At 40.5% G+C, this 24587-nt stretch carries 14 protein-coding genes; 10 read left to right on the forward strand and 4 right to left on the reverse strand.

Features of this window, described 5'->3' with window-relative positions; genetic code table 11:
* Positions 1-6: 6 nt before the first annotated feature.
* Positions 7-2127 carry a methylmalonyl-CoA mutase gene (scpA, locus tag AACZ87_RS08655; RefSeq protein WP_339866457.1) on the reverse strand — a complete coding sequence of 707 codons (2121 nt, stop codon included), beginning with the start codon at positions 2125-2127 and terminating at the stop codon, positions 7-9.
* A complete protein-coding gene (locus AACZ87_RS08660) occupies positions 2124-3530 on the reverse strand; it encodes a methylmalonyl-CoA mutase family protein (RefSeq protein ID WP_339866458.1) in 1407 nt (468 codons plus the stop codon). Before AACZ87_RS08660 ends, scpA begins: the two co-directional genes overlap by 4 nt.
* A gap of 404 nt (positions 3531-3934) precedes the next feature.
* On the opposite strand from AACZ87_RS08660, the gene dnaA reads away from it, so the two are divergent.
* A complete protein-coding gene (dnaA, locus tag AACZ87_RS08665) occupies positions 3935-5353 on the forward strand; it encodes a chromosomal replication initiator protein DnaA (protein WP_339866459.1) in 1419 nt (472 codons plus the stop codon).
* A 73-nt stretch (positions 5354-5426) separates the two neighbouring features.
* Here dnaA and AACZ87_RS08670 read toward each other — a convergent pair whose 3' ends face one another.
* Positions 5427-5843, reverse strand: a complete 417-nt coding sequence (locus tag AACZ87_RS08670) for a nucleotidyltransferase substrate binding protein (RefSeq protein ID WP_339866460.1) — start codon at positions 5841-5843, stop codon at positions 5427-5429.
* Positions 5844-6262: 419 nt separating this feature from the next.
* On the opposite strand from AACZ87_RS08670, the gene AACZ87_RS08675 reads away from it, so the two are divergent.
* From AACZ87_RS08675 to AACZ87_RS08695, 5 genes are all read left to right on the forward strand, one after another.
* Positions 6263-9436, forward strand: coding sequence for a SusC/RagA family TonB-linked outer membrane protein (locus AACZ87_RS08675; protein ID WP_339866462.1), 3174 nt, complete (start codon positions 6263-6265; stop codon positions 9434-9436).
* 11 nt (positions 9437-9447) lie between these two features.
* Entirely contained in the window at positions 9448-10911 is a 1464-nt protein-coding gene (locus AACZ87_RS08680; protein ID WP_339866464.1) for a SusD/RagB family nutrient-binding outer membrane lipoprotein, read from the forward strand.
* 67 nt (positions 10912-10978) lie between these two features.
* Positions 10979-13675: a TonB-dependent receptor gene (locus tag AACZ87_RS08685; protein ID WP_339866466.1), complete on the forward strand. Its 2697-nt coding sequence runs from the start codon at positions 10979-10981 to the stop codon at positions 13673-13675.
* A 2-nt stretch (positions 13676-13677) separates the two neighbouring features.
* Positions 13678-14784 (forward strand): DUF4249 domain-containing protein, encoded by a 1107-nt coding sequence (locus AACZ87_RS08690; RefSeq protein ID WP_339866467.1) that lies wholly within the window; start codon positions 13678-13680, stop codon positions 14782-14784.
* Complete coding sequence (locus tag AACZ87_RS08695) at positions 14766-16367, forward strand: hypothetical protein (protein WP_339866468.1); 1602 nt, start codon at positions 14766-14768, stop codon at positions 16365-16367. The genes AACZ87_RS08690 and AACZ87_RS08695 overlap by 19 nt, the downstream gene beginning before the upstream one ends.
* 1 nt (position 16368) lies before the next feature.
* On the opposite strand, the gene AACZ87_RS08700 is transcribed toward AACZ87_RS08695, so the two are convergent.
* The gene (locus AACZ87_RS08700; RefSeq protein ID WP_339866469.1) at positions 16369-17817 is read right to left on the reverse strand and encodes a trypsin-like peptidase domain-containing protein; all 1449 of its coding nucleotides are present in this window, start codon (positions 17815-17817) and stop codon (positions 16369-16371) included.
* A 232-nt stretch (positions 17818-18049) separates the two neighbouring features.
* On the opposite strand from AACZ87_RS08700, the gene AACZ87_RS08705 reads away from it, so the two are divergent.
* The 4 genes from AACZ87_RS08705 to lon all read left to right on the forward strand — a co-directional run bounded on the left by AACZ87_RS08705 (position 18050) and on the right by lon (position 24569).
* Positions 18050-19216 carry a 1-deoxy-D-xylulose-5-phosphate reductoisomerase gene (locus AACZ87_RS08705; RefSeq protein WP_339866471.1) on the forward strand — a complete coding sequence of 389 codons (1167 nt, stop codon included), beginning with the start codon at positions 18050-18052 and terminating at the stop codon, positions 19214-19216.
* Positions 19216-20541 (forward strand): RIP metalloprotease RseP, encoded by a 1326-nt coding sequence (rseP, locus tag AACZ87_RS08710; protein ID WP_339866473.1) that lies wholly within the window; start codon positions 19216-19218, stop codon positions 20539-20541. Before AACZ87_RS08705 ends, rseP begins: the two co-directional genes overlap by 1 nt.
* Positions 20542-20652: 111 nt before the next feature.
* The gene (locus AACZ87_RS08715; protein WP_339866474.1) at positions 20653-21882 is read left to right on the forward strand and encodes a hypothetical protein; all 1230 of its coding nucleotides are present in this window, start codon (positions 20653-20655) and stop codon (positions 21880-21882) included.
* A 209-nt stretch (positions 21883-22091) separates the two neighbouring features.
* Positions 22092-24569: an endopeptidase La gene (gene lon / locus AACZ87_RS08720; RefSeq protein ID WP_339866475.1), complete on the forward strand. Its 2478-nt coding sequence runs from the start codon at positions 22092-22094 to the stop codon at positions 24567-24569.
* Positions 24570-24587 lie beyond the last annotated feature (18 nt).

A 24587-nucleotide genomic window follows, 5' to 3' on the forward strand; every position in this document is an offset into this window, starting at 1 on the left:
CTGATCTCACTCCTCTATCAATTTCTCCAAGATTTTAATGGCTGCCTCAGAAAGAACAGTTCCAGGCCCGAAAACAGCAAATACTCCTGCCTCCTTTAAAAACGGATAGTCCTTTGCAGGAATCACACCCCCAGCGACAACCATAATATCCGGTCTTCCCAGTTTTTTCAACTCATCGATCAACTGAGGAACCAAAGTTTTATGACCCGCTGCCAAAGAGGAAGCTCCGACAATATGCACATCATTTTCTATTGCCTGCTGAGCTACTTCTTCGGGTGTCTGGAAAAGTGGACCGATGTCCACATCAAATCCCATATCTGCAAAACCAGTTGCAATAATTTTGGCACCCCGATCATGTCCGTCTTGACCCATTTTGGCCACCATAATTCTAGGACGGCGACCTTCCAGTGCTGCGAATTCGTCAGATAAAGCGATCGCTTTTTTAAATGAGTCTTGATTTTTCACTTCTGCTGCATAAACTCCGGTTATTGATTTGGTTTGCGCTTGATGTCTGCCAAATGCAACTTCCATCGCATCTGAGATTTCTCCCAAAGTAGCTCTTTTTCTAGCAGCATCGATCGCCAATTCTAGTAGATTTTCTTCGCCTGATTTCGCAGCCCGAGTCAGTTTTTCCAGACTTGCTTCTACTTCACTTTGATTTCTAGATGCCTTCACTGTTTTCAGCCGGGCTAACTGGGATTCCCTCACAGCCTGATTATCCACGTCACGAACTTCAATTTCAGATTCCTCATCCACCACGTAGCGATTCACGCCGACGATTACATCCCTTCCGCTATCGATTCTCGCCTGCTTTTTAGCAGCTGCTTCTTCTATTCTCAATTTTGGAAGACCGGCTTCTATTGCTTTAGCCATTCCTCCTAATTCTTCAACTTCCTCGATCAATTTCCATGCGCGCTGCACCAACTGATCTGTCAAAAACTCCACATAATGTGAGCCTCCCCATGGGTCGACCACTTTGGTGATTCCAGTTTCTTCCTGTAGGACCAATTGAGTGTTTCGGGCAATTCTTGCTGAAAAGTCAGTGGGTAAAGCAATGGCTTCATCGAGTGAGTTCGTGTGAAGGGACTGAGTGCCACCCATGACAGCGGCAAGTGCTTCAACTGCTGTTCTGGTGACATTATTGAAAGGGTCTTGCTCGGTAAGTGACCAGCCTGATGTTTGGCAGTGGGTACGTAGCGCTAAAGATTTGTCAAATTTTGGGTTAAACTGCTTTACGATTTTAGCCCAAAGTAAACGCCCTGCTCGCATCTTGGCGATTTCCATAAAGTAATTCATCCCAATTCCCCAGAAAAAGGAAAGTCGGGGAGCGAAATCATCGATGTCTAAACCGGCTTTTACTCCAGTTTTCAAATATTCCAATCCATCAGCAAGCGTATACGCCAATTCTATGTCCGCAGTAGCTCCTGCTTCCTGCATGTGATAGCCGGAGATGGAAATAGAATTGAATTTCGGCATGTGCTCTGAGGTGAACTTGAAAATGTCTGCAATGATCTGCATGGATGGCTGCGGAGGATAGATATAGGTATTGCGCACCATGAATTCTTTGAGAATATCATTCTGTATCGTTCCGCTTAGCTGCTTAGGTTTCACTCCTTGCTCTTCGGCAGCGACTATGTAAAAAGCGAGGATTGGAATCACTGCTCCATTCATAGTCATGGAAACTGACATTTGATCGAGGGGAATTTGATCAAAAAGTAGTTTCATGTCTTCGACAGAATCTATCGCAACCCCGGCCTTTCCTACATCTCCTACTACCCGTGGATGATCAGAATCATAGCCTCGATGAGTAGCTAAGTCAAAAGCTACAGATAGCCCTTTCTGGCCTCCAGCGAGATTCTTTCTATAAAATGCATTTGATTCTTCCGCGGTTGAAAATCCCGCGTATTGACGTATAGTCCAAGGACGCATACGGTACATGGTGCTGTAAGGCCCACGTAAATAAGGCGGAATTCCCGCTGCAAAGTTACTATGTGATAGCTTTGAGATTTGTTCTGAATCGAACGCGACGGGTATAAAAATCTGTTCTGGAGCCTCCCAGTTCGCGTTTCTTTCAGATGTAGAATTCTGAATTTTTGCAGATTTCCAATTTGTTAAGTCTGGTCTCATGCGTTGCTCAGGTTTCTTTGTTCCACTAAATAGGTTGCTCGGCTAGGGAGCAATTCAAATTCTTTTTCTTTAATAGGCTCAAAAGCTAGATTATTTTCAAGCTTGTCCTTAGCGAGGTATTTATTGGCACCAACTTTTATAGCGGCATCAGATAAAACTTCCTTTTGTGTGTTTTCTCTGGAATTTCGAATTTCAGTATGTAGGGTACGGTCTTCAAAGCTTTTTAGCCAACCGCCATTCTTCTCCAATTCCTGTAATCCTGTGATTACCGAATTTTCTAATTCCTCTTGAAGTTTTTCCAAGTAGAATGATCCAGCTGCTGGGTCCATTACTTTATCCAGATAACTTTCATCCTTTAAAATCGATGAAACATTTCTCGCAATTCTTTTTTCTAAAATGCTGGCTTTTTTTCCTTCGACAGGTTTCACCCAAAGTGAATTTGCACCTCCTAAAATCCCAGCCATAGCCTCATAGGTTTGGCGGATAAGGTTTGTGTTTTTATCCAAAAGTGACTTACTCCATCCACTAGGGGAAGTGATGATATTTATGTCTTCCATCTGGATAGTTACACCATAATTGCCAGCTAGCCCAACGATCAGTTTTCGTAGAGCCTTGACTTTGGCGATCTCTGCGAAATGGGAATCGCCAATAGCCGTATGAAATGTCAGGTTTTCAAAGACCTGTGTAGGTGAAATTGCTTTTTTGGAAAGCGTATCTATCAATTCAATTACTTCCGCCAGGCCATAAGTAAGTTCCTGGACTCCAGTTGCGCCTGCGTTGGCATAGCGAGAAAGGTCAATGGTCATGGGATAAAAATCTCTGAAATCCTTAAAGTCATTGATTGCTTTGGCCGCTTGGCTGATTGCTGAATCAAAATTTTCTCCACTTCGGAACAACTCATCACAGGGGTTCCATAAGATCGCGCCTTGCAACATTCCTGGCTTCAGACTCAAAGACTCAATCCATTCCTTTATTAAATGAAAGAATTGGATCGTATCTCCAGTGGGCAAGAGGTTTGTTGAAATAAACTCTGTACGAACGGCTTTTAGTAGCTCATTTATATTTTCTGTTCCATCTAAATAGACAACCAATCCATCTGCACCATTTTGAAGTGCATGCAGGATTTCTTCATTTGTCTCTTTTTCATTTTCGGGAAAAACTGAAACTAAATTATTCCAGATTCTAGGAGACATACCTGGGATTTCTGAGCTAGGATGGAATTGGTATTGGTTAGCATCTTCAGTTAAATCTTCGGCTGTATAGAATGGCTGAATTCTGATTTTCTCCCATAAAATGGAAGTAAGTGTTTCATCAAAATTCTTTCCTTTTAGATCTTTTTTTACTTGATCAACCCAGTCATTTTTGCTGGAAGGAGAGAAGGGATAAAAATCCTTAGTAGTCATAGTTGGGTTTAAAATTTTGCTATTGCTGTATTTCTGTTGATTCAAACCATTTTTTATTCTGCATTAGCCTATCAAAATGGCCTTTATCAAAATTAGGGAAATGAGGGGGAAATCAAGAATGTAATTGAATTGCAATAAAAATTTGATTTGTTTGATGATTCTTTCAAGCTCTTGAAACATAGAATAGTTAATTACTGAAAACAAAATATGCCTTCAGTCGCTCCATTATGATTCTCAAAAACCAAAATGGATTTTGATCCCAAAAAATCTTTGAGGAAAAAATACTAATTGATCAAAAACTCAATATTTCAAGAAGAAATCCATTTTTTATTTAAGTTAATTTTCTCCAAATTTGACACCCTTGCACCTACCGCAAGATCATTGTTTTTCAGAAATCTTCTCTAATGAGTTCAGAAGCTAGCGCCGTTTGGAATGAATGTTTACGTGTTATCGAACAACACGTCAATGAGCAGAGCTTTTCAACTTGGTTTAAGCCCATCAATCCTGTAAAGCTGGAAGGCACTTCGCTGACCATTCAGGTACCAAGTCAATTCTTTTACGAATGGCTTGAGGATAATTACGTTCAGGAATTAAAAATTGCGATCAAAACAACTTTGGGGCAAAGCGGAAGACTCGAATATGCAGTAGTGGTCGATCGGGGGAATTCTTCCAATCAACCCTATGTGGTTTCGTTTCCCCAGGGAAATAATGGAACCAAAAAAGCAGCAGCTCCAGTAGAGCCTGATAAAACTCCTTTTGAGATGAAGTCGCTGAATGCTGAGGCATTGACGAATAGTAATCTAAATCCGACTTACACTTTTACCACTTATATAGAAGGTGATTGCAATAGACTAGCGCGATCTGCTGGTTTTGCGGTTGCTACAAAGCCAGGCATTACTTCCTTCAATCCACTGATGGTTTATGGTGGAGTAGGACTGGGGAAAACCCACTTGGTTCAAGCTATTGGAAACGAGATCAAAAATGGTCCGGAAGACAAGTTTGTGCTATATGTGTCCTCAGAGAAATTTGTGAATCAATTCATGGATTCCATCAAAGATGGTAACGTGAAAAGCTTTACCAATTTCTATATGCAAGTGGATGTGTTGATCATTGATGATATCCAGTTTTTGGCTGGAAAAGATAGAACTCAGGAAATGTTCTTCCATATTTTCAATCACCTGCACCAGAGTAAGAAGCAAATCATCATGACATCAGATTGTCCACCTAGGGATCTGAAAGGATTGGAGGAGCGATTGCTTTCCAGATTTAAATGGGGTTTGACTGCAGATTTGCAGATGCCTGATTTTGAAACGAGAGTTGCTATAATCCGTCGTAAGATGCAATCTGAAGGAATCATTATTCCTGACGATGTGGTGGAATATCTCGCATATACTGTGGATACAAATGTTCGTGAATTGGAAGGAATTCTGATTTCTCTGATCGCACATGCTTCCTTGAATCGTGTGGAAATCAGCCTAGAACTTGCCAAAACGGTGATGAAAAACATCATCAAGGATATAGAAACTGAAGTTGGTGTAGATTTTATCCAGAAGACGGTTTCTGAATATTATGGAATAGCGCTGGATGATTTGAAGGCTAAAACCAGAAAAAAAGAAATTGTAACTGCTCGCCAAGTAGCGATGTATTTTTGCAAGGAATTCACAAATCATTCTTTAAAATCGATTGGGTATCACTTTGGAGGAAGAGATCACTCTACAGTGATTCATGCCGTGCAAACCGTAAATGATATTATGGAAACGGATACTTCTTTCCGTAATTCTGTATTGGAGTTGAAGAAGAAATTCAAGATGAGGTCTTATTAATAGGATTCAAATTTCATTGATTAGTTACTACCTGTCTTTTTAAAAAGATAATTCCCTCCCATTAAGCTTTTCTTTACTCATTCAGTTTCTTACCCATGGTATCTTCAAAGCGCTGAAGTAATCTGATGTAGCGTTTTTGGATATTGTCCAGAAATTTTTCCTGAGTATCAATATCATACACGGGGTTGTATTGGATGCGGTCAATGATTATATCCAGCCAAGCTTTTCCATCATCGATTAACTCCGCATGAAAAGCTTCAACGGTCAAATCCCTAGATCCTGTAAAAGGCCCTTTGCCAATTTGCTTGAAATACTGCGTAATCACATTTAACGCCATTTCGTGAGTTGCTTCAAAATGACTTAAGAGATCTCTCGATTGTGATTCCGTGAGGTTGCCGCTTTTAGCTCTCTTTCCGTAGTCAGTTAGATCAACTAGTTCAGCACTGAAATCATCGAAAAGAAGTGCGCAGGATTTTGAGATAGTTTTCATAATACGGGTCTAAAATCTAATACTCTTAAAATAATAAAATATGATGAATAATATATATTATTTAATGAATGTTATCTTAAAGTTAAATAAGGGAAGAGGGTTTAGATTTTTGGCACGGGAAAAAAAATAATTTTTTTAGTGAGAATCTGGAAAAAAATGGTGAAGATGAATAATTCGAAAATTTCGATATAAGATTCAAAAACTGAAGAGAATTTAATTTTTATAGATGAAAAAATCTGTTGGTGGGTCTATAGTCTTAATGTTGTAATCGAAAAAGAGGCTTTTTTCCAAATACTGGTGCTTTGCGAATTCTGTTCAAATTTGTACGGTTTACGAAATTACATATATTTGCCCTATACGATTATGAAATATTAACGTTTCAACTAATCATCAATCACACCAAATTAAACAAAACCTTTATGAAGAAAATTTTACTATTTTCTTTCTTGATGGTCCTTACAGGTATAGCCTGGGCCCAGACCCGTACCATTGACGGTACGGTGACGTCTTCGACGGATGGAACCACTTTACCCGGAGTAAGTGTCCTCGTGAAAGGAACTCAAAACGGAACGATTACCGACATTGACGGTAAGTATCAACTATCAGTACCAAGTACTGGAGGAGTATTGGTATTCTCTTTTGTAGGCATGACCTCAACAGAGATTACGATTGGAAATCAATCAACCATTGACGCGCAGTTGACAGATGATGTGACTCAACTAAACGAAGTGGTAGTAACAGCCTTGAACGTAGAGCGAGAGAAAAAGACCTTGGGTTATGCTACTCAAGAAGTAACCTCTGATAACCTACGTGTAGCTAGAGAGACTAACTTGAACGAAGCATTGGCAGGTAAAGTGTCTGGTGTACAAGTAATCTCTGGTTCAGGTGCTAAATTTGGTGAGGCTGCTGTCCGTATCCGTGGTGTAAGAGGATTTGGATCTAACTCTCCACTATATGTAGTGGATGGTATTCCAACATCAGATCCTTCTACAATCAACATGGACAATGTTCAGTCTATCAACGTGCTTAAAGGTGCGAATGCTTCTGCACTTTATGGCTCAAGAGCTCGTGATGGTGTGATTTTGATCACCATGAAAAAGGCGAAATCAGGTAGAATGAACGTTGACTTCAACAACACTACTACGTTTGAGAATGTCTCTGTAATGCCTAAGTATCAAAATGAATACGGTGGAGGTTACTCTCAGGAGTTCCAGACATTCAATTTTAACCCTGCTACTGATGATCCTGCTCTTGCTGGATTAGATGGTGCTATGATTCCTGAGTTTTATGCGGATGAGAGCTGGGGTCCGAGAATGAGTGGCCAGCAGGTAGCACAATGGGATGCATTTACGCCAGGTACTGATACATATGGTCAGACTAGACCTTGGTCTCCTAATCCTGACAACGTTAAAAACTTCTTTGAGACTGGTGTTTCTCTACAGAACAGTTTGTCCATAAGTAAAGCTGGTGAAGGTTACAATATCACTGGTACCTTATCAAACGTGAATCGTTCTGGTGTTTTACCTAATACCAAGCAGGAAAAGACTTTCTTGAATTTAAATGCAACTGTTGATCTTGCTAAAGGATTGAAGTTGAATACTTTGGCTAACTACAACAGAACAAATGTATTCGGTAGCTTAACTGAAGGTTACCAAGACGGAAGTATCGGTCAAAACTTCAACCAATGGTTCCAAAGACAGATAGATATGGACCTGCTTAAAAAGTATTATAAAATGCCTGATGGTAGATATACTAGCTGGAACATCAATTCAGCAAGAAATCCTAGACCATTGTATTGGAATAATCCTTACACTGAGCAGTATGCTAACTTCTCTGAAAGCACTAAAGATACTTACAGCGGTAAGTTTGGTTTGTCTTACGAGTTTTTAGATGGGTTCTCTGTTTCTGCTAATCTTAGCCGTTACTTCAGTTCTTATTTTTCTGAGGGACGTATAGCCTCTGGTACATTGAATCTAGATTCTTATTCTCAGAGAAAATATCAACAAACGGAAGATAACTATGAGTTTTTGGCTCAATACAATAAAGTAACTGAGAACTTCTCAGTGTCTGCTTTAGTCGGTGGTAACATCAGAAATAATTTTTATGACAATAATCAGATTTCTACTGCAGGTGGATTGTCAGTGCCAGACTTGTATAACATCAGTGCATCCGTAGATAGACCAAACACATCTAACAGAATTGAGAAAAGACAAGTTAACTCTATCTTTGCTCAAGCTAGTTTCGGCTGGAAAGAAATCGTTTTTGTGGATGGATCTATTCGTCGTGATTATGATTCTGTACTTCCTGAGACAAGTAATGCATTTACTTATCCTGCGGTTTCTGCATCATTCATATTCTCTGAATTGTTGCCAAGCACTAATGTTTTATCTTTTGGTAAACTACGTGCTGGTTATGCTGAAGTAGGTGGAGAGCTTGATCCTTATCAGTTGGATCCTGCGTTCACTTTGAATACTCCGTATAATGGTAATCCTACCATGACGTATCCTAACTCATTGATTGACCCTAATCTTCGTGCTGCTACTACTGCAGCTTTGGAAGCTGGTGTTGAATTAGCGTTTTTCCAAGGTAGAATTAGAACAGACTTCTCATACTACTACTATGACAACACTAACGAGATCTTAAGTACTGAGGTACCAAGTACTACTGGTATTTCTTCTTATACGATCAATGCTGGTAAAACCTTTACCAAAGGATGGGATGCGACAATCGGTGGTACTCCTGTGAAGACTGCAAACTTCAACTGGGATGTAAACTTCAACATCGCTAGAAGTAGAAACGTAATCGAAGAAATCTATCCTGGTATCGATGCAATCCAACTTTCAAACGGATTCCTAGGAGACCGCGTGAGTGGTGGATGGGGTTCCATCTCCGCAAGAGCGAAAGTAGGAGAAGAGTGGGGTACTATCATCGGTGAAAAATTCCAAAGAGATGAGGCTGGAAACATCCTTATTGATGGAGATGGCTACCCAATGACTGAACAAAACCAAGTGCTAGGAACAGTTCTTCCTGATTTTACAGGTGGTATTTTCAATAGAGTTACTTACAAAGGTTTTGAATTAAGCTTCACTATTGATTGGCAAATGGGTGGTAAAATCAACTCTATCACCAATATGTTTAACGCATACTCAGGTCTAGGTGAAATGACTGTAGGAAATAACGACAGAGGTACTCCAATGCGTGATCCAGTTGCCGAGGGTGGTGGATTGAGATTCGATGGAGTTCTTGCTGATGGTACTGAAAACAACATTTACCTAGAGACTTCTGAATATTGGAAGAGTCAATTCGGCCTTCACGAGGCATGGGTTTATGACGCAAGCTATGTGAAGCTTCGTGAAATCAGATTTGGTTACAGCCTTCCACAGTCACTTCTTCAGCGTACTAATTTTGTAAGAACTGCCTCTTTTGCAGTAGTTGCAAACAATCCTTGGTTGATTAAAACTAATGTTCCTGGTTTGGATCCTTCTCAAGTGAGTGGTGATACTAGAAACTCCAGAAACAATGGTGCTTGGGTAGATTCAGGTCAATTGCCTTCTACTCGTTCTATCGGTTTTGACATTCGTCTAGGATTCTAAAATAAAGAAACATGAAAAATTCAATTTCAAAATATATACTTGTAGGATTGATTGCCGTAGGGGTAACATCCTGTGAACTAGGAGATTTTGGAGATACTAACGTCAATCCTAATCAGACGACTCAGGCTATCCCATCTTCTTTGTTGACAAACTCGATCAATAGCTTGAAGGGTACAATTGATGATCCAACTGGATCACTTTATTCCCAATATCTTGCAAACTCTCAGTACACTAGTGCTGATAATTACCAAACAATCATTTTCGATTACGGCGGGTATTATAGAGGAGTTTTGATGGATTTGGAGCAAATTATTATCATGAACTCCAGTGAGGAGACGATGGTAGAAGCTTCTAGATATGGTTCAAATGCTAACCAGATTGCTGTTGCTCAAATTCTTCAATCATACTTCTACAGCTTTTTGACTGACAGATGGGGTGATATTCCTTACTCTCAGGCATTGGACATAGCTGAGGGTATTCGTCAGCCTGCTTTTGATCCTCAGTCAGAAGTTTACGCTGGCGTGTTATCTACACTTAAAACAGCTCAGGGGAACATTTCTTCTACTGCTCCTGTACAAGGAGATATCCTTTTCGGAGGTGATATGGAAATGTGGAGAAAGTTTGCTAATACGATCAGAATGAAAATGGCATTGAGAATGTCTCAGGTGGAACCTGCTACTGCTCAAGCAGAATTTTCTTCTGCTATTAGTGATGGAGTGATTGCATTGGATAACAGTGAGAATGTATTCTATGCTAACCTTCCTGAAGCAGCTTTCCAAAATGCTTGGTACGCAAGATTCCTTACCCGTCGTGATTATACGGTGGCTAATACTCTTGTGAACAGAATGCAAACTACTGCTAATGGAGGCGTTCTTAACGTAGCAATGGATCCTCGTCTTCCTGAATATGCTGATCCTACAGATATCGGAGGAAAGTATGTAGGTATGCCTTATGGACTATCTGAAGCTAAAGCTGGAGCAATTTCAAATTCTGATGTTTCTTTCTTGAATGAGGAATTGAGATCTCAGGATGCTCCTAACTACATCTTTACTTCAGCTCAGGTATTGTTTTCAATGGCTGAAGCTGCGCAAAGAGGCTGGATATCTGGTGATGCTGAGGCACTTTATTACCAAGGTATAGAAGCTTCTCTTGACCAGTATGGTGTATCTAATGGCTATGCAACTTACATTACCAATACTTGGGTAAAGTATGATGCTTCTAAGGCTATGGAGCAAATCCTTGTTCAGAAATGGATTGCTAACTACCTAAACGGTTATGAGTCATGGGCTGAATGGAGAAGAACTGGCTATCCAGATTTGAAACCTGGAGTAGATGCTCTGAATGAAAGCAAGCAAATCCCAGTTCGCCAGGCTTATCCACTATTTGAGTTGAACCTTAACTCTGACAACTACCAAGCTGTAGTTGCACGTCAAGGTGCTGACGGATTGGATACACCAGTGTGGTGGGATAAATAATACAAACTGAATATCATTAAATGCCATCTACAACTTGTAGATGGCATTTTTATGCTTCATATTCTTTATGAAAGAAAAACTACTTCCACTACTTGTATTTTTAGTACTTCTTAATACAACTTTTCTCTTTGGTCAAACAGTCGAAAAAACTATTGTTTTTGATCAAAATTACGTAGAAACACCTCTGCCAGAAGTTTTGGAGGCTCTTGAAAGTAGATCCGAAATCCGCTTTTTCTACAAAGAGGAATGGGGAATAGAAGCTTTCCTTGTCAATGGAACCAAGGGGCAAGATGCACTCGAGAATATCAAAAACTTATTGAGTACGTATGGTTTTAGTATTGTACCCTATAGAAACCTTTTAGTTTTAGTAAATCAAGAAGGCCTTGAAGCTTATCGCTATGAACAATGGGATGAAGATGATCTCAATCTCAAGGAGTATCAGTTAATAGGTACAGGCAAACCGGAAAACTCCAATTTGCCAGTGACCATCACCGGTCAAATCATTGACGCAGGTGAAAAAGAAGCATTAATAGGAGCTAGTATACAAGTAGTAGATAGCTCCGAGGGAGTAGTGACTGATTTGGATGGCAAGTATGAGCTATCTATCATTCCAGGTAAATACAAATTACTGGTGCAGTACTCCGGATATGAACCTAAGTCCATCGACGTTCAGGTAATTAACTCTGGTGAATTAGATGTGGCACTTTTTAATGAAACGCTGAAGCTAGAAGAATTCACGATTACAGCCAGAAGTCAGGAGGTTTCAGTTTCTGAAAAAATCGCCGGTAGGGAGATTTTGGATATTGCCGTGATCAGGAGCCTACCTACATTCATGGGCGAAGTAGACCCAATTAAAAGCCTAATATCTCTTCCAGGAGTTAGTTCCGTAGGCGAAGGCTCATCGGGATTTAATGTAAGAGGTGGTGATCCTGGCCAAAATCTAGTGATGATGGACGGAGCAATTGTTTACAACAGCTCACATTTATTTGGCTTTTTTGGCGCTTTCAATTCTGATTTGATCAGAGACGTAGAAATTTATAAGGGTGGAGGCCCAGCCAATTATGGAGGAAGGGTTTCCTCAGTGCTCAATGTCAATCTCCGAAATGGGAATTCGAAAGGCATTGACGTGCAAGGTGGAATTGGCTTGATTTCCTCCAGACTTTTGGTAGAAGGGCCATTGAAAAAAGATAAAACTACTTTTCTGCTCTCCGGTAGGACTGCATATCCTAATTGGATGCTAAAGCAGATGAAAGACCCAGATCTCTACCAAAGTGCGGCTGGATTTTATGATGTGAACTTCAAAATAAATCACACCATTGATGATAATAATGTCCTTACTTTTTCTAGCTATCTGAGTGATGATAATTTTGAGTTTGCTTCTGATACTGCATATGTGTGGAAGACTAAGCTTGGGATATTAAAATGGGCACATCGATTTAGTAACAAGTTCCTGATGCAGACTCAGCTGGTGGTCAGTGACTTTCAAAGTAACATCAGAAATACCCAAGAAAGCTATGATTTTGACTACACCTCTGGTATTCTCAACTATCAAGGGAAAGTCGATTTCTCTTATGAATTAGGCACGGCCCATAAATTGGATTTTGGCATAAGTTCACTTTACTATTCCTTTAACAACGGGAATTTTAACCCTGGCACAGAGAACACTACTTCTGAAGAAATCCACATACCCGAAGAGTATGCTTTAGAGAGTGCTATTTATGTCAATGATGAATTTGTTATTTCTCCTAAAGCTTCGCTTGTGTATGGTATTCGAGTATCTAACTACTTGGCTCTCGGTGGAAGCTATTACGATTTTGATCCTAGTCAGCCTAGGTCCTCAGCAAGCATCACGGATACCTTGAGTTTTGGTCAAAATGAGGTAGCCAAAACCTTCATTGGCTTTGAGCCTCGTGCATCTTTTCGCTGGCTCGTTACACCTACCAGTTCTTTGAAACTTAGCTACTATAGGACCAATCAATATATTCATTTGATCTCCAATACTGCCGCTATATCTCCGGTAAATTACTGGAAATCTTCTGGCTACAATCTTTCCCCATCAATCGCGGATCAATACACCATTGGCCTCTTTAAAAACTGGAATGATAACCTCTTCGAAATATCAGTAGAGGGATATTACAAGACTATACAGCAGGTAGTAGATTACAAAAATGCAGCCTCTATTCTGCTTAATGAGAACCTCGATGCAGACCTTATTCAAGGTGAAGGACGTGCATATGGCGCTGAGTTTCTAGTGCGGAAAAATCGTGGAAAGCTCACGGGATGGCTAGGATACACCTATTCGCGAAGCTTGAGAAAATTTGATGAATCTCCATTTGATGAAGAAAAGATTAATGGAGGGGATTTCTTTGCTGCAAATTATGACAAACCACACGACATCTCGTTGGTGATGAACTATAAGGTAAGTAGAAGGTTTGAGATGAACTTAAACTTCGCATATTCTACAGGAAGGCCGATCACAGTTCCCGTTTCCAAATTCCAGTATGAAGACATTCTTTCTGTCTTGAATTTCTCTGATCGAAATCAATATAGGGTGCCGGATTACCATAGACTAGACTTGTCATTTACCCTGAAAAGTGGTCTCAAAAAAGAGAAAGTAATTGATGGAGAGTGGGTATTCTCTGTGTATAATGTCTATGGGAGGAAAAACCCATTCTCAGTGTATTTCACGCAAAGAGGAAACGCATTTCAGCTTTCCGTTCTGGGCAGTGCTTTCCCTTCAATCTCTTACAATTTTAAATTATAAAGATGCGACCGAGTTATATAATTGCGCTTCTATTGATTCTGATGGCATGTATAGAGCCGATTTCTTTTGAAACTGGTAGTGAGCCCCGACGTCTGGTTGTGGATGGATTTATATCTAATATTTCTTTTGCAGATCAATCCCAGAAACCTGCTCCGCCACGTCGTTTTTATGTAGCAGTAAGATGGAGCAGTGCCGTGGATAACGTGTTGGATGAAGTGATTTCGGATGCTACAGTAACTTTGATTTCATCTGATGGAGAAAGTATTGGGTACTTCTGGGATCAAGTAGAACAGAGATATCTCATCAGAGATATGAATTTTTCCGCAAATGAAAATGTGGATTACAAAGTCCGCATTGAAACTTCCGATGGCAAAGTTTATGAATCGGACACCGATAGATTACATCCTGCTCCTGAGATTCAAGAGATCGATGTGGATTACAAAACAATCTTAAAAAGTATAGAAGTTGGGAATCAAACGGAGATCGTAGAACAGCGCGGTATCCAAGTTTCGGTTCCATTGCCTGAGCACGGCGGAGAAGAATACTATTACCGCTGGAAAATAATTCCTAGCTGGATATTTGAGACGTCTCGGTTGGACGAAAATAACATTAATAAGCGCTGCTATGTCACCAATCTCTATGAGTATCAGTTCATAAGCGTTTGGGAAGATAAGGCTGGTGGTTATAATCGTGATTTGTATTTCCTGGAAACTGATGACAATGAGCAGGTTCAATACGGTTATTCTTCCCTCATTACCCAATATAGCCTTTCTCCAGCAGGCTATGAGTTTTGGGATCAATTGGCTACTCAGCAGCAGAGTGGAGGAGGAATTTTTGATCCTCCGCCATTTTCATTGGTGACCAATATTAAGAATGTGAATAATCCGGAAGAAGCCGTATCAGGTTTTTTCTATGTAGCACATGAATCTTCCTACAGATGGAAGCTTTCCCCGGAAGATCTGCCTTACACACTTACGTTCAGGGATCCTTGTGAACCTATTCCAGGTGTGCCATTTATTCCTCCAGCTGGCTGTTCCAATTGCCTAGATTACCGAGGTTCACAAACAGAAAATACCAATCAAAAACCGATATGGTGGGACGAATACTGAAAATAATACCCTTAGCATTATGTTGTTCATTGTTCACCACGATTGGATCATGGGGGCAATCAGCCTCACTTCAGGTGAGAATGCTCGTTTCTTCTTCAGTGTATGTGAGTGGGGATTTGGTAGCCTTGCAGTTGCAGACACTTGATCCAGATGGATTGCCAGTGACTGATGGTAGTCTGATCAATCTGTATCTCGTGGCGCACGATGGAAGCACCTCTGCGATAGAACGGTTCAATTCTGGTAATCAGGAAACTGATCAAGCTTTTTTGTTGCCAGAGGAATTGAGTACGGGTAATTATAAATTAATAGCCCAGATCCAAGGATCAAGTTTTCAGACAGAAGCACTGATTCATGTCTATAGTCCTACGATTTTTTCCTCTACAGTTTTACCTGAAAATGCAAATCCCGACCTAGGAGCTCAGATAGTAACTAGCTCTAGCGAAGGTGAAGATATACAATGGGATGTAAAGGGAGACAGCTTTAGTGTTTCATCCGAAATGCTAGATTTTGGAGTGTTGGCAGTAAAGGTTTTTGATCCTTTATTAGAGGGATATCCTGTAGTAGGTGTGGTGAGAAAGTCCGAGTTAGGCGAAGGAAATAAGGAGTCATTTCAGTTGGTTCCGCCTGCTAAAGATCCAAACTCCCGAATTTCGGTGTATTTTTTGGATCAGGAATTGGTGGAAGAATACCATTTGCGGGATAGTGCTTCAATGGAGGGGGAATTATTGAAACATCAAGGCTCTTCTTCAGTATGGGCGTATCAGTTTGATAATTTGGGGGAACCGCTAGGGGAAGTGACAGTGAATCTTTTGGATTGGAAAAACAAGCAGTTTAGCACATTCGATAATACGGTGCCCTTTGATGATGCAGTTGTGAATATTCTGGATCATAAAAGAAAGCGGAAATACATAGACCAAATCTATAGAACTGATTTTGACAATTATGAGCCATTCTGGCAAAAGTCCGATCAAGTAGCTCCAGATAATGTCTATTTCTCTAAAGATTATGAAGGAATTGCTACACTGCGAGAAGCGTTTTCCGGGATTATTTCCAAGGTGTCTGTGAAGCGAAATAAAGACAGCTACGAACTAATTCTATCTCCCGCTAATTCAGGTTTTCGCTATGAGAAAAGCCCCTTGATTTTGTTCAATGGTTCGCCAATTTTTCAACTTGGTGATTTGATCGAAACTCCCCTGCATCAGATTTATTCTATTTCAGTATACAATTCATTTCAGTCGCTGAAGCGCTTTGGGATACTTGGAAGATTTGGAGTGGTAAGTATAGAAATGAAGCCGGAATTCGAGGATCCGTTAGGTGCTAAGAAGGATGGATATCCATTCTATTTAGGAATCAATGATCTGGTGCAAATCAATTCAGAAGAAATTGATCCCTCATCACCGGACCTAAGACCAGTGCTTCTTTGGGTATCTGTCGAGACTATCAACTCTGAAAAATCCCAAACGCTTGAGTGGGATGATTCAGATGTACAGGAGAAACATGTGATTTGGGTGGATTTGCTCAGAAAGGACGGGACATCTGTACAATGGTCGCAGCCCCTACCGCAGCAATCCACCCAGAAATAACTTATCTCACGCTGTAACTTTGCATAAATGGTTGACCATTGGAGGCTACTCCCTCCAGCAATAATCTGCCACTAAATTTCTCCAAATAGGCTCCAACTTTGGTAGGGTCCTTCGCTGGATCACCATTTACTTGAGTGATAATAAAACCTTCTCTTAGCCCAAGCTCCCTGAGATAGCCACGAGTCAAACCAGTGAGTTTGATGCCGTAGTCCACTCCGAATTTGTCCTTTTCGATGGTATTTACAGCTTCTAGTCTCGCTCCAAGTATGCCTGAGCTGTAGAATTCGCGCTTTATTACGCCATTTCCTCCTTCTAGATTTTGAAGTTTTAGATTAGCTGATTTACTGTTTCCATTTCTCAAATAAGATACTGGAAGTTGTTCACCTGGGTAATAGTAGGATAGCGCTTCTTCAAAGCTTCCTTTTCCTGTAATTGGCTGTGAACCAAGTTTGGTAATCACGTCATTTCTCTGAAGGCCAGCTCTTTCTGCCGCACCGTCTTTGATCACGTGAGTGACGATTACGCCATCCAGCGTTTTGATATTCATTTCTTCAGCCAATTCTGGCGTGATTTCGACTGCCTCGATTCCAGGAATAGCCTTTTGAACCTCACCGTATTGGATTAAGTCATTCGATACTTTCATCGCGATGTCAACTGGTACCGCAAAACCATAGCCTGTGTATGAACCCGTTCTGGAAAGTATTGCTGTGTTTATTCCAACTAGTTCTCCATTTACATTCACTAACGCTCCTCCGGAATTACCAGGATTAATAGGAGCATCGGTTTGGATAAAGCTCTCTAAAGGAAAGTCTCCTCCAAGAATATTGATTTGACGCTCTTTGGCAGATACTATCCCCGCAGTCACGGTGGAAGTCAGATTAAATGGATTTCCAACGGCTAGCACCCATTCCCCGATTTTCAAGTCACGACTACTGCCTCGTTTAATTGATGGGAGGTTTTCTCCTTCAATTTTCAGAACAGCTATATCTGTGTTTTTGTCAGTTCCGACTAGTGTAGCTTTATAGGTTCTTTTTTTATGTACCACTTCAATGGTTTCAGCACGATCAATTACGTGGTTATTGGTAACGATGTATCCATCCCCCGAAATGATCACACCAGATCCTGTGCTCACTTGCTGTGAAGGCGCTCCACCGCCCCCGAAGAAGTAATCGAACATGCTGTATCTTCTGGGGTCTGTTCCTGAAAAGTTTTTGATGAAGACGACTGACTCTGTGCTGTTTTCTGAAGCGTCCACAAAGGATATGGGAGCATCAGCACTTGAGCGGGATGAAATGGGTTGATATTGCGAAGCGAAACTTACTTCTGTTTGATTAGTAGTTGGCAAATCAGAGAATTGCTCTGTTTCATTGAAATTGATAGTTGTCCAAACTGCAGCTCCGGCCAAGCCTGCCAGAAAGGAAACTCCGGTTGTTTTGAATAGACTGTTCATAGGCGAATCATTTTATCAATTTGACGAGTGAGAAAATATTCCGTTGAATAAATTCACATTTTTTAAGTTCCTAAATTGGAGTAATGCTGCCTTTTATCCTTTAATATTATGCCATTTGGCAAAAACTGACGAATTGTACGAGGATAAATGGGAGCATCTTGTAATTTTGTCAGCTATTGAGAAAATCCTTTTTACTTGACCGGATTTTATTTACTCAACAATTTCAAACTGAATGACAGAACCCAAACGCGTAGCCATCCTGGGCAGCACCGGAAGTATTGGTACTCAAACCCTCGAGGTAATTCGACAGCACTCTGAAGACTTTATCGTAGAGGTTCTTACGGCCCAAAATAATGCTGATTTACTTATAACCCAGGCGCTGGAGTTTTCTCCAAATGTCGTGGTAATAGGGAATGAGAGCTTGTACGGAAAAGTACGTGATGTCTTACAGCCAAAGGATATCAAAGTGTACGCAGGCACCAAAGCAATTGCACAGGTAGTAGAAATGGATACGATCGATGTAGTATTGACTGCATTGGTAGGTTATTCTGGCCTTATTCCTACCGTGAATGCGATTAAAACAGGCAAGCAAATTGCCTTAGCCAATAAAGAGACACTCGTAGTTGCTGGAGAAATCATCACAGCGCTTGCGAAGGAAAACCGAGTGAATATTTACCCTGTAGATTCAGAACATTCGGCAATTTTTCAATGTCTGATTGGCGAATTCCACAACCCAATAGAAAAGATTATTCTCACTGCTTCTGGCGGCCCATTCAGAGGGAAAGACAGAAAGTTTCTGGAGACAGTGACGCGAGAGCAAGCGCTGAAGCATCCTAATTGGGATATGGGAGCGAAAATCACAATTGACTCGGCTTCTTTAATGAACAAAGGCTTAGAGGTGATCGAGGCTAAATGGCTTTTTGGACTGAAAACCGAACAGATCGATGTAGTCGTACATCCACAAAGTATCATTCATTCTATGGTACAATTTGAGGATGGTTCTATCAAAGCACAACTCGGATTGCCGGATATGCGTATCCCAATTCAGTTTGCCCTGAGCTTTCCTGATCGTTTGAAAAGTGATTTTGAGCGTTTTGACTTTATGAATTACCCTCAATTGACTTTCGAGCAACCTGATCTAAAGACTTTCCAAAACCTTCAATTGGCTTATAACGCCCTTGCAAAAGGGGGAAATGCTCCCTGCGTGCTGAATGCTGCCAACGAAATTGCGGTTGCTGCATTCTTGAATAAAGAAGTAGGTTTTCTGGAAATGTCTGATTTGATAGGTGAAACTCTCGAAAAAGCTGAGTTTATTGCACATCCAAATTTGGAGGATTATGTGGAGACGGATATGAGGGCGAGAGAAATTACTAAAAAACTAATAACGAATAAAGTATAATGGATACCTTAATTATGGTGGGCCAATTACTCCTGGGATTATCAATCCTTGTGGGGTTACATGAATTGGGGCACTTGCTTACCGCCAAGATGTTTGGCATGAGAGTAGAGAAATTTTCTATTGGTTTTCCTCCGAAAATTGCTGGATTCCAGTGGGGAGAAACTGAATATTCTATAGGTGCAATTCCTTTGGGAGGATTTGTGAAAATTTCAGGAATGGTGGATGAATCCATGGATGCTGACCAAATGGCTGGAGAACCGCAGCCGTGGGAATTCCGCTCTAAACCTGCTTGGCAGCGTCTGATCGTGATGCTGGGGGGAATTATTGTTAACGTCGTTACAGGTATTGTCATTTTTGTGGTCTTGGTTTATAATAATGGGGAAACTTATTATTCCCGTGATCAAGTAGTAGAAAATGGTATTGAAGCGCTGGAAATTGGTGAATCTATCGGGTTGAAAACCGGTGATAAGATTTTGGATATCAATGGAGAACCCTATCAGAAAATAGGTGATCTAACTGCAGGTTCAGCTTTGCTTAGCGAAAATGGTTACTACACGGTAGATCGAGGAGGTGAGATTTTAAAGATTGATATCCCAAGAGGTTTTATCAATTCTTTCAATAGTAAGGAAGCATTAAATAATTTTGTAGAAATACGCTTTCCATTTGAATTGAGGGCCATCGACGAAGGTGGCGCTGCTGAAAAAGCTGGAATTACAACTGATGATAAGATTCTTTCTGTGAATGGACAGCCAATTACTTATTTCGATGAGTTGCAGTCTGTGCTCGCAAAATATAAAGGCACAGAGGCAGATTTTGAATTGTTGACTAGCGCAAATGACACCATTCACACGATGGTAGCAGTCACTGATAGAGGTACAGTTGATATTGCTGTGAATCCATTAATTGATATGGTAAAGCGTAAATATGGTTTCTCTGAATCAATTGTGGAAGGAACGTCCAAAGCATTTACTGTAGTTATTGTGAATGCAAAAGCGATGGGTAAGATGTTCACTGGTGAGGTTTCTACCAAAAACGTAAGCGGTCCTATCGGAATGGCGAAAATCTATGGAGATACTTGGGACTGGGGTAAGTTTTGGACCATTACTGGACTGATCTCTATGATTCTTGCTTTTATGAACTTACTTCCTATTCCTGCTTTGGATGGAGGACATGTGATATTCTTGCTTTATGAAATGATTTCCGGTCGTGCGCCTTCTGATAGATTCCTTGAGAATGCTCAGAAAGTCGGAATGGTCATACTCCTCGCTTTGATGGTTTTTGCTATCGGAAATGACGTGCTGAAGCTGTTTACTGGGGAGGGATAAGTCATTAAAAATTAGAATTCAAAGCCGGGAGAAATCCCGGCTTTTTTTATGTTGCTATCTCTCTTGTCCATATAATTTGTTTATCTATTTTTAGGGTAAAAATTATTAGTAATGAAATTAAGAACTTCTAAAACACTGTTTTCGCTTGGTTTATTATTTCTATCCTTAGCGTCTTTCGCTCAGGAGGTGAAAGTGATGAGTGACTTTGTAATCCTAAATAATGGTGATGAGATTATAGGAGATATTGAAGGCCAGTTTGACTTGGAGATTTATCCTGAACTTATATTTATTTCCCAGTCAGGTGAAAAATCAGTTTATCTGCCTGGTGAAATCCAAGGTTTTGGATTAGAGAATGGAAGATATTTTAAATCTGAAATCATTCCATTGAGGGATAAGGCGGTTTTCGTACAAGTACTAGTTTCAGGTATGATGGACCTGTATAAATGGGATAATAAATATTTTATCAATCGGGAAGGCGTAATTATAGAACTCAAAGTAAATCAATCCACTAGGACTGAAAATGGGAAACTAGTGAATGTGAACAGTAACCAATATGTAGGTGTGCTGACCTTGGCCATGAATGATGAGTGTGGAGTTGGTCTTAAGAGAAAGATAGAATCAACCAGCCTGATTGATAGAGATTTGATTTCATTGTTTACAGAGTATTATAAATGCAATAGTCAGCCATTTGAAATTTATGCTTCTCAGGTCCCTTATTCTAAATTGGCTTTTAGACTTCAGGGTGGACTAGGCTTAATCGGTATGATTGAACATTACTCAACTCAGAAGGATGTAAGTTATAGTTTAGATAAGGGAAGCTTACCTTATTTTGAATTAGGAGTAAGGTTCAGCGAATTTAGGAATGCACCGAGGCTGATAGTAGATCTTGGTCTAGGGTATATTTCAGAAAGCAATACGTTACAGTTGGATGCTAAGCTGGTGTCTTTTGAGCTATCGGGACGTGAAAAGTACAAATCATCATCTTTCTTAGTCCCTATCCATTTGAGTTATATTGTATTTAGGCAAAATAGGAATGAGATTTACACTGGAGTCGGGTTGACTTTCTGGGCTTCGAAATTCGAGCCTGATATGGGCGAGCTCATTATTGATAATGGAGAACCGAGCCCGAATGTGATCAATTCGATATTTGTTGATCGATCGGAAATGGCTGTAAGCCCAAATTTGAAAGTAGGGTATAGACATGCCTTGTCGGAGAAGACAGGTTTGTTTGTTGAGCTTAAAGGGGATTTTCTCATCAAAAACCTGGATTTCTATCCACTTACCTATCATGCAGTTTATAATTATTTGGTGAGTACCCTGTCTGTGGGAATTGAGCTATGATCAGTATCTTGTAATCTCTAGTATTTAGTGGTTATACATTTACATCTTTTAAGTTGAAGATTTTGAAGTGAAATATAACTTGTGACCTGCCAATCTGACTACTTCAGCCTTTGGCATGCACCTTGACCTTTTAGGAAGAACCTTCGTATTTTGAGGGTTCTTCTTTTATTTTAGCAAAAAACAGACAGCCTAGCTGTCATTATGTCTATATGAGCCAATTCGAAAATTCTGTGTTTCAAAACTTAATGGTCGGTGAGTTTGCCGGTGAGGGAGATCTGATCCAGTTGATTACCGACGAAGAGGATGATGCACAAGGAAAGGAAATCCTGGAAGAGGAAATTCCTATTCTTTCTGTGAGAAACACGGTCCTTTTTCCAGGAGTTGTAATTCCGATTACGGTGGGGAGACAGCGTTCTATCCGTCTTGTGAAAAAAGCCCAAAAAGGAAATAAATTGATAGGAGTTTGTGCTCAGATCAACCCAAATATCGATGATCCAGGATGGGAAGACATCTATCAAGTAGGTACCCTTGCCAAGATCATCAAAATGATCGTGCTTCCTGATGGGAATACTACGATTATTATTCAGGGTAAAAAGCGTTTCAAAATCAGCGAGCAAATCACTGATGATCCATACTTTATAGCAAAAGCAGAATATTTGGAAGAAAATTTCCCGAAGAGCTCAAAGAAAATTCAAGCGCTTGAGGAATCTTTGAAGGAGTCTGCAACTCGAATTCTTCACTTGAATCCTGAAATTCCTCGTGAGGCTCAGGTTGCGCTGGACAATATTGACAATACCCCTTTTCTTACACACTTTCTATCATCAAATATCAATGCTCCGGTAGAATCCAAGCAACGATTATTGGAGATCAATGATGGGGTAGAGCGTGCAACGCTTTTGCTTGAATTCATGATGAAAGATATCCAGATGCTGGAGCTGAAATCTGAAATTCAGAAGAAAGTACATACAGATATAGATCAACAGCAGCGGGATTATTTCCTTCGCCAGCAGATGAAAGTGCTCCAAACTGAGCTTGGCGATGAGGGACCAGAAAAGGAAGTAGAAGATCTTGCTGCAAGAGGTGCATTAAAAAAATGGCCTGCAGATGTGAATAAGCATTTTCAAAAAGAACTGGATAAGATTTTAAGAATCAATCCTTCTGCTGCAGAATATCCAATTGCCTTGAATTATGCAGAAACGATGGTTGAGTTACCTTGGAATGAGTTTACCCAAGATAATTTTGACCTTAATCATGCTAAGAAAGTATTGGATGGCGATCACTTTGGCTTGGAAAAAGTCAAGGAAAGAATCATAGAATACTTGGCTGTATTGAAATTGAAGAATGACCTTAAGGGGCCAATTCTTTGCCTTTATGGCCCTCCAGGTGTGGGTAAAACATCCCTTGGAAAGTCAATAGCTGCTGCCTTGGGTAGAAAGTATGTCAGAATGTCCCTTGGAGGGATGCATGACGAAGCTGAGATCCGTGGGCACCGCAAAACTTATGTAGGCGCTATGCCAGGTAAGATTATTCAGAATATGAAAAAAGTCAAAATCTCGAATCCGGTTTATGTACTGGATGAGATTGATAAGCTTTCTTCGGATTTCCGTGGTGATCCTTCTTCAGCTTTCTTGGAAGTGCTGGATCCAGAGCAAAACAATGCCTTTTTGGATAACTACTTGGAGGTTGAATATGACTTGAGCAAAGTGCTTTTCATCGCAACTGCCAATTCACTGGATACCATTCAACCTGCTTTGCGGGATAGAATGGAAATCATCGAAGTGACTGGCTACACGCAAGAAGAAAAAGTCGAAATAGCCAAGCGTCACTTGGTGCCCAAACAAAGAAAAGAGCACGGGTTGAAGGCTAAGGATATTTCATTCGATAAAGCTGCCTTGGTGAAATTGATAGAGGATTATACCCGCGAATCTGGTGTGAGAAGCTTGGAAAGAGCGATTGGTAAAGTGGTGAGAAATATCGCCAAATCTATTGCAATGGAAGAGGAATATAGCCCAAAAATCACCCCTGCAGCTGTTAGGAGAATCTTGGGTTCTGAGATTTTCGATAAGGAATCTTATACTGATAATAGTATTGCAGGTGTAGTAACTGGTTTGGCTTGGACGAGCGTAGGAGGAGAGATTTTGTTCATAGAAACTAGCTTGAGCAGAGGAAAGGGTAAGCTTACGCTTTCAGGTCAGCTGGGTGATGTGATGAAAGAATCAGCGATTACAGCACTTTCGTATTTGAAGTCAAAAGCAGATAGACTGGGCATTGATCATAGGGTTTTTGATCAATACGATTTGCATATTCACGTGCCTGCAGGCGCTGTTCCTAAAGACGGGCCTTCTGCTGGTATTACGATGCTTACAGCGATGGCATCAGTATTTACTCAGAGAAAAGTGAAGGCTAAAGTTGCAATGACGGGTGAGATCAGTTTGATAGGCAAAGTGATGCCGGTCGGCGGAATCAAGGAAAAAATCCTTGCGGCGAAGAGAGCTGGGATTAAAGAGATTATTCTTTGCCGTAAAAACAAACGTGATATCGAGGAGATCGATGAGCAATACATCAAAGGAGTTGAATTCCACTTTGTGGATAGAGTGGAAGAAGTATTGGAGATAGCTTTGCTGAAAACCAAAGTAGATTATCCGATTCATTTCAATCTGCAGTCCGAAAACGGAAAAGACAGCTAAAAAAGAGTGAGATGCTCC

Origin of the sequence: uncultured Algoriphagus sp. (assembly GCF_963974365.1) — a bacterium.
GTDB lineage: Bacteria > Bacteroidota > Bacteroidia > Cytophagales > Cyclobacteriaceae > Algoriphagus.

Bases quoted from the DNA above. Each gene is read 5' to 3' on its own strand.
- scpA (WP_339866457.1), bottom strand. From the start codon at position 2,127: ATGAGACCAGACTTAACAAATTGGAAATCTGCAAAAATTCAGAATTCT.
- AACZ87_RS08660 (WP_339866458.1), bottom strand. From the start codon at position 3,530: ATGACTACTAAGGATTTTTATCCCTTCTCTCCTTCCAGCAAAAATGAC.
- dnaA (WP_339866459.1), top strand. From the start codon at position 3,935: ATGAGTTCAGAAGCTAGCGCCGTTTGGAATGAATGTTTACGTGTTATC.
- AACZ87_RS08670 (WP_339866460.1), bottom strand. From the start codon at position 5,843: ATGAAAACTATCTCAAAATCCTGCGCACTTCTTTTCGATGATTTCAGT.
- AACZ87_RS08675 (WP_339866462.1), top strand. From the start codon at position 6,263: ATGAAGAAAATTTTACTATTTTCTTTCTTGATGGTCCTTACAGGTATA.
- AACZ87_RS08680 (WP_339866464.1), top strand. From the start codon at position 9,448: ATGAAAAATTCAATTTCAAAATATATACTTGTAGGATTGATTGCCGTA.
- AACZ87_RS08685 (WP_339866466.1), top strand. From the start codon at position 10,979: ATGAAAGAAAAACTACTTCCACTACTTGTATTTTTAGTACTTCTTAAT.
- AACZ87_RS08690 (WP_339866467.1), top strand. From the start codon at position 13,678: ATGCGACCGAGTTATATAATTGCGCTTCTATTGATTCTGATGGCATGT.
- AACZ87_RS08695 (WP_339866468.1), top strand. From the start codon at position 14,766: ATGGTGGGACGAATACTGAAAATAATACCCTTAGCATTATGTTGTTCA.
- AACZ87_RS08700 (WP_339866469.1), bottom strand. From the start codon at position 17,817: ATGAACAGTCTATTCAAAACAACCGGAGTTTCCTTTCTGGCAGGCTTG.
- AACZ87_RS08705 (WP_339866471.1), top strand. From the start codon at position 18,050: ATGACAGAACCCAAACGCGTAGCCATCCTGGGCAGCACCGGAAGTATT.
- rseP (WP_339866473.1), top strand. From the start codon at position 19,216: ATGGATACCTTAATTATGGTGGGCCAATTACTCCTGGGATTATCAATC.
- AACZ87_RS08715 (WP_339866474.1), top strand. From the start codon at position 20,653: ATGAAATTAAGAACTTCTAAAACACTGTTTTCGCTTGGTTTATTATTT.
- lon (WP_339866475.1), top strand. From the start codon at position 22,092: ATGAGCCAATTCGAAAATTCTGTGTTTCAAAACTTAATGGTCGGTGAG.